Raw genomic sequence first — 12,503 nt, forward strand, 5'->3', positions numbered from 1 at the left:
TGGCGGTGGGTGGCCAGGGCGTCGAGGAAGGCGTTGGCGGCTGAGTAGTTGCCTTGTCCGGCGCTGTCGAGGGTGGCGGCGGAGGAGGAGTAGAGGACGAATGCGGCCAGGTCGTGGTGGCGGGTGGCTTGGTGGAGGTGCCAGGCGGCGTCCGCTTTGGGGCGTAGTACGCGGTCGAGCTTGTCGGGGGTGAGGGAGGTGACCACGCCGTCGTCGAGCACTCCGGCGGTGTGGAAGACGGCGGTGAGGGGGCGGTCGGCGGGGATGCGGTCGAGGAGGGTGGCCACGTGTCCGGGGTCGGACAGGTCGCAGGCCGCGATCTCGACCGTCGCGCCTGCTGTCTCCAGGTCGGCGCGGAGCTGGTCGGCGTCGGGGGCTTGCTCTCCCCTTCGGGAGGCCAGGAGCAGGTGTTTGACGTGGTGGCCGGTGGCGAGGTGGCGGGCCAGGATGGCGCCGAGTCCGCCGGTGCCGCCGGTGATCAGTACGGTGCCGTCGGGGTCCAGGCGGCGTGGCATGGTGAGGATGATCTTGCCGGTGTGGCGGGCCTGGGCCATGTGCCGGAAGGCCTGGCGGGCCTGCTGGACCGGCCAGCATCGCACGGGGAGCGCCGCCAGCCCGCCGCTGGTGAACAGTTCCAGCATCTCGGCCAGCATGCCGCCGATCCGCTCATGTCCGGCGTCCATCAGGTCGAAGCTGCGATAGCGGACGTGGGGGTGGGTGCCCGCGACGTCGGCGGGGTCGCGGCGGTCGGTCTTGCCCATTTCGATGAACCGGCCGCCGGGGGTGAGCAGGTCGAGCGAGGCGTCGGTGAACGGCCCGGCCAGCGAGTTGAGCACCACGTCCATCCCCTCGCCGCCGGTGATGGAGGCGAAGGCGTCGGCGAAGTCGAGGTCGCGGGAGGAGGAGATGTGTCCCTCAGGCACGCCCAGCGCCCGCAGCAGGTGCTGCTTGGCGGGTGAGGCGGTGGCGAACACCTCTGCGCCCAGGTGACGGGCGATCTGGATGGCGGCCATGCCGACGCCGCCGGCACCGGAGTGGATCAGCACCCGCTCGCCGCGGGTGAGCCCGGCCAGGTCGACCAGGGCGTACCAGGCGGTCGCGTACGCTACCGTCACCCCGGCTCCCTGGGCGAAGGACCAGCCCTCCGGCAGGTCGACCACCAGTCGCTGATCGACCACCACCCGAGGACCGAACGCGGCTTCGCCCAGCCCCATCACCCGGTCGCCGGCCCGCAGCCCGTCCACCCCGGGTCCGACTTCGGCGATGATCCCGGCGAACTCGCCGCCGATCGGCTCGCCCTGCTCGGGCACCATGCCCAGCGCCACGACCACGTCGCGGAAGTTCAGCCCGGCCGCGCGGACGTCCACCCGCACTTCGCCAGCGGCCAGTTCCCGCTCGGCTTCCGGGGCCGGGATCAGGGTGAGCCCGTCGAGGGAGCCCTTGCCGGGGCAGTCCAGCCGCCAGGCGTCCGGCCCCGCGGGCGTCGGAAGGTCGCCGGAGGTGTCCGCGCGGGCCAGACGGGGCACCAGCACCTGCCCGGCACGCACTGCCAGCTGCGGCTCGTCCTCCACCCCGACCAGCGCGGACAGGCTGGTGAGCGACTCGGCCGCGTCGTCGAGGTCGACCAGCAGGATCCGGCCGGGGTTCTCGGCCTGGGCCGAACGCACCAGCCCCGAGACGGCCGCGCCGATCAGCACACCACCATCGGTGTTGCCGTTTGCCACGGTGCCGCCGGCGGCGTCAATCGTCACCGCGCCGCTGGTGACCAGCACCAGCCGGGACTCGGCCAGTCGCTCGTCGGCCAGCCAGTCGCTCAGCACACCCACGACCCGGTCCAGCTCCGGCCGTAACCCCTCCAACGGGTCCTGGCCGCCGGCCGCCGCCTGCAGGCGCATCACCACGGCGGCCGGAAGGGCCTGCCCGGACGCGACCGCCTCACCCAGCGCCGCCACGTCCGCGTACTCGGCGGCGGCCAAAGCGGGCCACCGCTCGCCCACCACCGCCACGTCGCCTGCGGTGGGGCCCGGCAGGTCGCCCGGCAGCGGGATCCACTGCACCCGATGCAGCGCCTCGTGCCCGGGCTGGGGTCGTGACGACAGTCCACTGGCCGGCAGCGGGCGGGAGATCAGGCTGGTGACGACCGCTACCGGGGCTCCGGTGGCGTCGGCGATGTTGATCCTGGTGGCGCCGTCCTCGGTAGGCCGGGCGTGGACGCGCACGCGTTGGGCGCCGGAGGCGAGAAGCTCCACCCCGTTCCAGGCGAACGGGAGCGCCACCCCGTCTGCCTGTTCGATGAGGCCGGTGGCGTGTAGTGCGGCGTCGAGGAGGGCGGGGTGGATGCCGTACTGGTCGGCTTCGGCGGCTTCCCGCTCGTCGAGTTCGACCTCGGCGAACACTTCGTTGTCGCGGATCCAGGCTCGTTTGAGTCCTTGGAAGGCCGGACCGTATCCGTACCCGGCCTCGGCGAGCGTTTCGTAGTGGCTGGAGACGTCCACCGTCTGTGCCCCTGTGGGTGGCCATTGCCCGTCGGTGGTGTGGGTGGTGCCGGTCGGTTGGGTGAGGGTTCCGGTGGCGTGGCGGGTCCAGGGGTGCTGGCCGGTGCGGGCGTGTACGGTCACCTCGCGGCGGCCGTCCTCGTCGGCGGCGGCCACGGCGACCTGGAGTTGGACGGCTTCGTCGCCCTCGATGATCAGGGGCGCTTCCAGGGTCAGCTCTTCCAGCACCGGACTGCCGATCTCGTCTCCAGCGCGTACGGCCAGTTCGACGAAGCCGGTGCCGGGGAAGAGCACGGTTTCTCCCACGCCGTGGTCGGCCAGCCAGGGGTGGGTGGCGGTGGAGATCCGGCCGGTCAGGACCATGCCGCCGTGGTCGGGCAGGTCCACCGCCGCTGCGAGCAGCGGGTGGTCCACTCGCGCCTGGCCCAGCCCGCTCGCGTCCGACACCCCTACCGGAGCGGACTCCAGCCAGTAACGCCGATGCTGGAACGCATACGTCGGAAGCTCGACACCTGCGCCGGTGAGGAGTCGTTCCCAGTCCACGCTGACACCGGCGACGAACGCCTCACCCACCGAACGAACGAACCGATCCGCGCCACCCTCGCCGCGGCGCAGCGACCCGACCGCCGCTCCCGGCGTGCCGGTGGCGTCCAGGATGTCCTGCACCGCCATCGCCAGCACCGGGTGGGGGCTCGCTTCGATGAACGTCAAGTGGCCGTCGGCCAGCAGTGCCCGCACCGCTCCTTGGAAGTCCACGGGTCGGCGGGCGTTGGCGAACCAGTACTCCGCTCCCAGTTCCGTGCCCGCCAGCACCCCGCCGCTCACCGTCGAATAGAACGGTATCCAGCCCGGCCCCGGCACGATCGGGTCCAGCATCTCCTGCAGTCGCTCGCGCAGGGGTTCCACCATGACCGAGTGCGAGGCCACCGTGGTCGCGATCACCCGCGCCCGCACCCCCTCGGCGCGCAGCCGCTCGACCAGCTCCTCCAACGCTTGGACCGGCCCGGCCACCGCGCATGAGGCCGGCCCGTTGTCCGCGCTGACTTCCAACCCGGCATCCAGCCGTTCGCGGACCACCTCGGCGGGCAGACCCACGGCGGCGATCGCGCCGCGTCCCCACAGTTCGGCGGCGAACAACCGGCTGCGCAGCACGACCACGCGCACCGCGTCGGCCAGCGACAACACCCCCGCCACACACGCGGCCGCCACCTCACCTTGTGAGTGGCCCACCACCGCCGAGAAGCGGACGCCGACGGACTCCCACAGCGCGGCCAGTGCGACCCCGACCGCGAACGCGACCGGCTGCAGTCTCTCGATCGAGTCCAGCCCGGTCCCGTCGGCGTCGGCGAGCACCTGGGCGGGGTCCCAGTCGACCCACCGCCGGATCTCGGTGAAGCATTCCTCCAGCCGGGCGGCGAACACGGGTGAGGCCTGCGCGAGTTCCACGCCCATCCCGGCCCACTGCGCTCCCTGTCCCGGGAACACCAGCACCGCATCCCGCCGGCCCGACGCCGTACCGGTGACCAGGGCGGGATCGGACTCGCCGGCGGCCAGCGCGCGCAGGCCGTTCAGCAGTTCCTCCCGGTCGGCGCCCACGATCACGGCGCGGTCCTCGAAGGCCGCGCGGGCGCGTACCAGGGACAGCCCGACGTCCTCCGCGGGCACCTCGGGCCGGGCATCGACATGATCGGCCAACCGGGAGGCCTGGGCCCGCAACGCCTCCTCACCGCGCCCCGACACGACCCACGGCACCGTGCCCGACACCACCGGGGCGTCCCCGGGCGCGTCATGCCGGGGCTCGGGAGCCTGCTCCACGATCACGTGCGCGTTGGTCCCGCTCACCCCGAACGACGACACCCCGGCCCGCCGCGGGCGGTCCTCCGGCTGCGGCCACTCCCGCGCCTGCTCCAGCAGCCGAATCTGGCCCCGTTCCCAGTCGACATGGGTCGTGGGCGCCGACACGTGCAAGGTCCGCGGCAGCGTCCCGTGCCGCATCGCCAGCACCATCTTGATCACACCGGCCACCCCGGCGGCGGCCTGCGTGTGTCCGATGTTCGACTTCAGCGACCCCAGCCACAACGGCTCGGCCGCGTCCCGGTCCCGCCCGTACGTGGCCAGCAGCGCGTGCGCCTCGATCGGGTCGCCGAGCGCCGTCCCGGTCCCGTGCGCCTCGACCGCGTCCACCTCCGTGCCCGACACTCCGGCATTGGCCAGCGCCTGGCGGATCACCCGCTCCTGCGAAGGACCGTTCGGCGCCGTCAGCCCGTTGCTGGCACCGTCCTGGTTGACCGCCGACCCGCGGATCACGCCCAGCACCCGATGACCGGCGGCCACCGCGTCCGACAACCGCTCCATCAGCAGCACGCCGACGCCCTCGGAGAAGCCGGTGCCGTCGGCGTCGGAGCTGAAGGCCTTGCAGCGGCCGTCGGCGGCGATGACGCGCTGGCGGCTGAAGGCCGTGTACGTTCCCGGCGCGGACATCACGGTCACCCCGCCCGCGAGCACCAGCGGGCTCTCCCCGGTGCGCAGCGACTGGCAGGCCAGGTGGATGGCCACCAGCGACGCCGAGCAGGCGGTGTCCACCGTCACCGCGGGCCCCTCCAGGCCCAGCGTGTAGGCGACCCGGCCGGCGACGACGCTCGGCGCGGCGCCGGTGACGAGATAGCCCTCGACGTCGGCGGGCGCCTGGTGCAGCCGGGGGCCGTAGTCCTGCGGTTCGGCGCCGATGAAGACGCCGGTCCGGCTCTGGTGCAGGGTCTGGGGGTTGATGCCGGCCCGTTCGACGGCCTCCCAGCAGGTCTCCAGGATCAGCCGCTGCTGCGGGTCCATCGCCACGGCCTCACGCGGGTTGATCCCGAAGAACGCCGCGTCGAACTCCGCGGCGTCGTGCAGGAAGTGGCCCACCCGCGCGTAGGTGGTGTTGCCGGAGTCGGGGTCGTCGTCGAAGAGCCGGTCGAGGTCCCACCCCCGGTCGGTCGGGAAGCCCGTAACCGTCTCCCGGCCCTCGGTGATCAGGTCCCACAGCTCCTCGGGCGTGGCCACGCCGCCGGGGTAGCGGCAGGCCATGCCGACGATCGCGATGGGCTCGTCGGAGCCGACGGCGGCCGTGATCTCGGCGCTCTCCCGTTCCCCGAGTCCCAATGCGGTGAGCAGGTAGCCGGCGAGGGCGGTCGGCGTCGGGTGGTCGAAGGCGAGGCCGATCGGCAGCTCGGTGCCGAGCTCGGCGACCAGCCGGTCGTGCAGTTCGACGGCCGCGAGAGAGTCGAGCCCCATGTCCTTGAAGGTCTGCTCGGCGGAGACCGTCTCCAGCAGCCCGGGCAGCACGGCGCTCATGACGTCGAGCGTGGTCCGGCTCACCAGTTCGATCAGGGACGCCCGGCGTTCCGCGATGGAGAGGCCCGCCAGTCGAAGTGTGAAGGCCGCCGCTGGTCCGGCGCTCGTCGTCGGGGTGCCGCTGGCTTCGAATTCGCTGTTTCCGGACTGGCTCATCTGTTTGACTCTCCATATGAACCGCAGTGATCCTGTCCGCGGCGCTTGATCCGGGACAGCCGACGATGGGGTACCTGCAGGGCAGGCCGGTGGTTCTACGCGTACATGCGGACGAAAAGGATGTGGGATGAGGAGACGACCCGGTCGCCCCGCATGATGATCTCCGTGGGCGCCGGGCGGCCCAGGAACATGAGCAGGCTGGCCGTCATGCCGTAGGCCCCCGCGTTCGGGATGGTCACCACGTCCCCGGGGTTCAGATCCGGTACGGAGACGTTGCGGCCGAGGATGTCGCCCGGGGTGCACAGGGGGCCGACGAGGTTGGCCCGCTCCACCGGCTCGGCGGAGTCGAGCTCGATGGAGACCGGCAGCAGCCGCCCGAGCCCGGACATGCCGCCCAGCGTGTTGATGCCGGCGTCCAGGATGACGAACCTGCCGCCGCGGCTCTCCTTGACGTTGGTGACGGTGCACACGAGCCGGCCGCAGTCGCCGACGAGGTAGCGCCCAGATTCGCAGGCGACCTGGGGGCTGCCGTTCCGCCAGCCGGGGAAGTGCGAGTCGAGGACCTCCTCCAGCGCCGCGCGCAGGCCGCCGTAGACGGGGCGTTCGCCGGGGGAGAGGTAGGGGGAGGCGAAGCCGCCGCCGATGTCCAGCAGCTCCGGCTCCAGACCCGTCGAGTCGCGGACCTCGGCCGCCGCGGTGATCGTGTGCTTGAACTCGGCGATCAGGGATTCCTCGTCCTTGGCGTTGCTCAGCGAGAACAGGTGCATCCCCGACAGGCGGGTGCCGCGCACCGACCGCAGCTCCGGCATGAGCTCGGGGAGCGTCTCGCTGTCGAAGCCGAACTGGGAGGGCGACCCCGTCATGCGGATGCTGGTGGTGGCCCCCGAGGCGGTGCTGTTCACCCGCAGGAGGCAGTCGGCGACCGTGTCCTGCTCCCACGCGGCCTGCCCGATCCGGCGCAGGTCGTTGACCGATTCGACCGAGAACCGGCGGACGCCGGCCTCCAGGGCGGCCTCCACCTCCTCGGTCGTCTTGCCGGGCCCGGTGTAGAGGATGTCGAGCGGGCTGAAACCCGCCTGCAGAGCCGCCGCGAGCTCGCCGGTGGAGCTGATCTCGGCCCTGCACGAGGAACCGCCGCTCTCACGCAGCGCCGCGGCGATCTCCGGGTGGGGGTTGGCTTTGAACGAGAAATAGACGACCGCTCCCTCGGGCAGCGAGGCGCGCAGGTCCTGATGCGCCGCGACGGCACGTTCGAGGTCGTAGACGTACAGCGGCGATCCGTAGTGAGCAGCGAGCTCGGCGTCGCTCTTCACGATATCGGTGGCGTCGTTCAAGATTTCTCTCCTTCGGGCAAGGACATGAAGAGCGGCGGCCGAATTCACGAAAGCGCTGCCCGTGCTGAAATTCAGGCCAGGCCCTTGAGGAATTCGAGCATGACCTGCCGGAAGAGCTCCGGCTCCTCCAGATGCGGCGAATGGCTGGACTCCTCGAAGACCTTTCCGCGGGCCTGGGGGATGAGCTCCAGGAAAGGCCGTATGGACTCCGGGGTCACCTCGTCGTGCCGGCCCGATATCACCAGCGTGGGCACGGCGATGTCGGCGAGGAGATCCGTGACGCCCCAGTCCTTCAGGCTGCCGATCACGTGGAACTCGCACGGCCCGTTCATGGCCTGGTAGACGGTCGGATTGCTGAGGGTGTCCATGAACGTGGCCTGGAACTCGCGGGGCCACGGCCGCGTCCGGATCACGTGCCGGTCGTAGAAGACCATCATCGCGTCGAAGTACTCGCGGGTCTCCGTCGTCCCGGCGGCCTCGTGGGCGAGCAGGGTCTCGTTCACCCCGGTCGGCAGGAGGTCGCGCAGGATCTTCAGCTCCTTCCGCCACTCCAGGTACGAGGCCGGCGAGTTCGCGATGACCAGCCCGCGCAGCCCGGACGGCCGGTGCGAGGCGTGTTTGGCGGCCAGCAGCCCGCCCCAGGAATGCCCGAAGAGCACGTAGTCGCCGGCGATGCCCAGGCGGTCCACCAGGTTGCCCAGCTCGTCGTCGAACAGGCCCGGCGTCCAGAACGCCGGGTCCGCGTCGTCGAGATGGGTGGAGCCGCCGTTGCCGAGCTGGTCGTAGTGGACGACCGGCCAGCCCGCGTCGGCGAGGTCCGCCAGGGGGAGCAGGTAGTCGTGGGTGCCGCCGGGCCCTCCGTGCAGGACCACGACCGCCGGTTTCCCCTTCCCCGGGGTGCCGGTCATCCGGTACCAGGTCACGTGGTCGCCGAACGGAAGGGTTCCCCTTGCGCCGGGGGCTCGGGCCAACTCAACCACCTCATCACGCTCGGCGCGGAGACGGCGCCCCACGCCTGGGCCATTCATCGCGGCGCCGCCCGATCTGCCGGTCGTTGACACAGGTGGGCGGCCATGCCGACGCTAGGTGAAGGCCGATTGCGGGCGGACCCCTATCCGACCCGTGCGCATCCCCTATAGAGCGGCTTTCCGCGCCCCGTGTCCGTCGCATCGCCCCGGTATCCGTATAGCGTTCCGTCGCGAACATTCTCGGACCGGGGTCGCCTTTTCCGCGCCCGGGTGAACGCGAATTCAGAGCCGAGGTCGATCCGATGAAGCACCTGCTGCTGCGCCTTTCCGAACTAGATGCCCGCGCGGGCGACGAACTCCGGGTCATCAGCTTCTTCGACGCGCTCCTACAGAACGGCACCGATCTGGACCGGCTGCTCATCGAAGCCGCGCGGCTCGCGGAGTGCCCCGTAGGGGTGAGCGTTCCCGGTCTGGGGGTGCATCGGCGCGTGAGCGCCGATGGCGGCACGCCGGACGGGCCCGCCGATCCGGACGCGAGGAAGCTCGGGCTCGCGAACGGCGGCGAGGTGTGGATCGAACGGCGCGGCCCCGCGTACCCGATCGACGCCATGCTCATCGAACGGTTCGCCATCGCCTGCGCCGCCGTCCTGGGCAAGAGGGACCCCGGCCCGGCGTTCGGGGACCCGGCGCTCGTCGAACTCGTCCTCAGCTCGGCCGTCGACGAGGCCGGACGCTGCCGGGCGCTGAAGCTCCTCGGGCTGAGGCCGGATCGGCCGGTGCAGGTGTTCGCCGTCGCCGGTGACGCCTCCGGGCTCGGGGGCAGGGCGGCCCGCCTCGGCGAGCTGCACGGGGTCGTCGTCTCCGGCCCGCCCTGGCCCGACGCCCTCGCGAGCACGAGTTCGAGGGCCGGGGTGAGCCCCCGCGTCCCGTCCGCGAGCGCCGCGCGGGCCTGGCACCAGGCACGTACGGCGCTGCGCTTCGCCGGCCCGGGGGAGCTGTGGGGCAGGGTCGTGCACTGGGACCGGCTGGGCGGCTTCGCCCTCCTCGCCGAGCACCTGCCGTACGAGGCCGTCGGCGGATCCCCGGACGTCGCCGCGCTGGACCGCCTGGCGGAAGGGGCCAACGGCGAGTCCGTTCTGGCGACGCTGGACGTGTTCGCGGCCAGCGACTCCATCCGCCGGACCGCGGCCCGGCTCTACATCCACCGCACCTCCGTCGCCGCGCGCCTGGCCCGAGCGGAGAGCGAGCTCGGCTTCCCGGTGCAGTCGGCACAGGGTAGGGCCCGCCTCACCCTCGCGCTGACCCTGCGACGGCTCGGCGAGCACCCCAGCGCGGGGGAAATCCGCAGGGGGACCTGAGGGGTGATCTAGGGGTCGGTGCCTTTCACGTGGCTGATTACTGTCTCGTGAGAGTCGATAAGGCCCAGGCGGACCGCTCACGACACCCATCTGTGAGCGGAGGGCGCAGCGCGCCGCCGCCCGGCCGACATTCTGACCGACCCTCGTACCTGCCGGAAGGATGGCCGAATGCGCGTCGTTGTCACCCAACTCGCGGCCAGCGCTCATCTCAACCTCGTCGTGCCGCTCGGCTGGGCGCTCAAGGCCGCGGGCCACGACGTCGTGATCGCGGCCCAACCCGACCTCATGCCCCTGGTGCGTGAGACGGGACTGATCGGCGTCCCCGTCGGCGACGAGGCGAGATACGCCGAGCGCCTCGCGGAGCTGGCACCAGAGGAGACCATCTACGGGTCCGGATACTCCATCACGGAGGTCCGGCCGGACGTGCTCACCTACGAGTACGTACGGGACTGCCTCGCGGCCTTCGCCTCCCCGATGGCGCTGGACCTGAACACCGACGAGTCGGTCTACGACGGTCTGGTCGACTTTTGCCGCTCGTGGCGCCCTGACCTGGTCATCTGGGACAGCATGACGTTCACAGGACCGGTGGCGGCGGCCGCCTGCGGCGCCGCGCACGCCCGGACGACCATCGGCCGCGACCACTGGGGCCGCTTACGCGAGCTGTTCCTGCGCCTGCGGGCCGAACGGCCGGAGGCCGCCGGCGAGGACCCGGTACGCGACTGGCTGACTGCCAAGCTGGAGAAGTACGGCTGCGAATACGACGACGACCTCGTCCTCGGCCAGACGACCATCGACTCGCTCCCCTCCTGGCTGCGCCTGCCGGCGCAGTACGACCACCTGCCCGTGCGCTACGTGGCGTACAACGGCGTCGGGACCATCCCCGACTGGCTGCGGTCGGAGCCGGAGCGGCCGCGGGTCTGCGTCACCCTGGGCAACTCCTACCAGGAGGTGTGGAACGGCCGCGCGGAGCTGGGGTATCCCGAGCTGTTCGAGGCGGTCGCCGACCTGGACATCGAGGTCGTGGCCCTGCTGGGCCCCGCCTCCGTCCCCGACGGGGTCACGGTCCCCGGCAACGTCCGGATCCCCGGGTTCACGCCGCTGGACCCGCTGCTCAGGACCTGCTCGGCGATCGTCCACCACGCGGGGACCGGCAGCACCCTGACGGCGCTGCTCAACGGGGTGCCGCAGCTCATCATCCCGCACGCGCTGCACGACGAGGACCAGGTCGCGGCGACCATCGACACCTACGGGGCCGGCGTGCACCTGCCGCCGGAACAGTTCTCCGCGAGCACCCTCCGCACCGAGCTGCAGCGGGTCCTGAACGACTCCGCCTTCGCCGAGCGCGCGCGGAAGGCCAGGCAGGAGATCCAGGAGACCCCGACCCCGCACGATCTGGTCAAGGACCTGGAAGAACTCGTGATCCGCCACCGGCAGGCGGTCGGCTAGCCGACCCGCCATCCCGCCCGGCTCGCCTCGTTCCACCTCACTACCCAAAGGCTGGTTGAGATTTCCCATGGCTACTGACGACAAGTTCCGGGACTACCTCAAGCGTGCTACCGCCGACCTCCAGCGAACCCGCCGGCGGCTGCGTGAGGTCGAGGCGAAGGAGCGCGAGCCGATCGCGATCGTGGCGATGAGCTGCCGCTACCCCGGCGGGGTGAACTCGCCGAGGGACCTGTGGAACATGCTGGTCGAGGGCCGTTCTGGAATGTCCTCCTTCCCTGACGACCGGGGCTGGGACATGGAGGCGCTCTACGACCCCGACCACAACGTGAGCGGGACGACGTACGCGCGTGACGGCGGTTTCCTCGCGGGGGCGGGCGATTTCGACGCGGGCTTCTTCGGGATCAGCCCGCGCGAGGCCCTGGTGATGGACCCGCAGCAGCGCCAGGTGCTGGAGGTCGCGTGGGAGGCGCTGGAGCAGGCCGGGATCGACCCCGGCACGCTGCGCGGCACCCCCACCGGCGTCTTCGTCGGCGGGACCCAGACCGGGTACGTCTCGGGGCTCGGACCGTTCCCCGAGGGCGCCGAGGGGTACGTGCAGACCGGCAACACCAGCTCCGTCATCTCCGGCCGGGTCGCCTACAGCCTGGGCTTCGAGGGGCCCGCGGTGACGGTGGACACCGCGTGCTCCTCCTCGCTCGTGGCCATCCACCTGGCCTGCCAGTCGCTGCGCGGCGGGGAGAGCACGCTCGCGCTCGCGGGCGGCGTGACCGTGATGCCGACGCCCGAGCTGATGGTGGACTTCAGCCGGCAGCAGGGGCTGGCCCGCGACGGCAGGTGCAAGGCGTTCTCCGACGACGCCGACGGCACCGTGTTCTCCGAGGGCGTCGGCATGCTGCTGCTGGAGCGCCTCTCCGACGCGCGCGCCCGCGGCCACCAGGTCCTGGCGATCATCCGGGGATCGGCGGTCAACCAGGACGGTGCGAGCAACGGGTTGACGGCGCCGAACGGTCCTTCGCAGGAGCGGGTGATCCGTCAGGCGCTGGCGAACGCCGGGGTGTCGGCCTGGGAAGTGGACGTGGTCGAGGCGCACGGGACCGGGACCGCGTTGGGCGACCCTATTGAGGCTCAGGCGCTGCTGGCCACGTATGGGCAGGGGCGGGAGTCGGTGGAGCCGTTATGGCTGGGGTCGGTGAAGTCGAACATCGGTCACACGCAGGCCGCCGCTGGGGTGGCCGGTGTGATCAAGATGGTGATGGCCGCTCGTGAGGGTGTGCTTCCGCAGAGTCTGTACGTGTCGGCGCCCACGACCCATGTCGATTGGGAGCGGGGCCGGGTGCGGCTGCTGGAGGAGGCGCGGGAGTGGTCGCAGCCGGCGGATCGTCCGCGGCGGGCGGGGGTGTCGTCGTTCGGGGT

At 71.7% G+C, this 12,503-nt stretch carries 6 protein-coding genes; 3 read left to right on the plus strand and 3 right to left on the minus strand.

The genetic code is table 11. From position 1 onward, the window contains the following. The 3 genes from ABZS69_RS66525 to ABZS69_RS66535 all read right to left on the minus strand — a co-directional run. Window positions 1–5,984, minus strand: a 5,984-nt coding sequence (locus ABZS69_RS66525; RefSeq protein WP_355395392.1) for an SDR family NAD(P)-dependent oxidoreductase, incomplete at its 3' end; no start/stop codon positions are given. A 95-nt stretch (window positions 5,985–6,079) separates the two neighbouring features. After that, the gene (locus tag ABZS69_RS66530; protein ID WP_355395395.1) at window positions 6,080–7,318 is read right to left on the minus strand and encodes a type III PLP-dependent enzyme; all 1,239 of its coding nucleotides are present in this window, start codon (window positions 7,316–7,318) and stop codon (window positions 6,080–6,082) included. A 71-nt stretch (window positions 7,319–7,389) separates the two neighbouring features. Next, window positions 7,390–8,289 (minus strand): proline iminopeptidase-family hydrolase, encoded by a 900-nt coding sequence (locus tag ABZS69_RS66535; protein WP_355395398.1) that lies wholly within the window; start codon window positions 8,287–8,289, stop codon window positions 7,390–7,392. 299 nt (window positions 8,290–8,588) lie between these two features. Between ABZS69_RS66535 and ABZS69_RS66540 the strand changes: the two genes are divergently transcribed. The 3 genes from ABZS69_RS66540 to ABZS69_RS66550 form a co-directional block, all read left to right on the plus strand. Beyond that, complete coding sequence (locus ABZS69_RS66540; protein ID WP_355395401.1) at window positions 8,589–9,644, plus strand: helix-turn-helix domain-containing protein; 1,056 nt, start codon at window positions 8,589–8,591, stop codon at window positions 9,642–9,644. A 168-nt stretch (window positions 9,645–9,812) separates the two neighbouring features. Continuing rightward, a complete protein-coding gene (locus ABZS69_RS66545) occupies window positions 9,813–11,090 on the plus strand; it encodes an activator-dependent family glycosyltransferase (protein ID WP_355395404.1) in 1,278 nt (425 codons plus the stop codon). A gap of 67 nt (window positions 11,091–11,157) precedes the next feature. Continuing rightward, window positions 11,158–12,503: beta-ketoacyl synthase N-terminal-like domain-containing protein (locus ABZS69_RS66550; protein WP_355395407.1), on the plus strand; the 1,346-nt coding region annotated here is incomplete at its 3' end.

The sequence above is a fragment of the Nonomuraea sp. NPDC005650 genome (assembly GCF_040605375.1).
Classification (GTDB): Bacteria; Actinomycetota; Actinomycetes; order Streptosporangiales; family Streptosporangiaceae; genus Nonomuraea.

What these genes read in the sequence shown, in the direction of transcription:
- ABZS69_RS66540 (WP_355395401.1), top strand. Translation starts at nt 8,589, where the DNA reads ATGAAGCACCTGCTGCTGCGCCTTTCCGAACTAGATGCCCGCGCGGGC.
- ABZS69_RS66545 (WP_355395404.1), top strand. Translation starts at nt 9,813, where the DNA reads ATGCGCGTCGTTGTCACCCAACTCGCGGCCAGCGCTCATCTCAACCTC.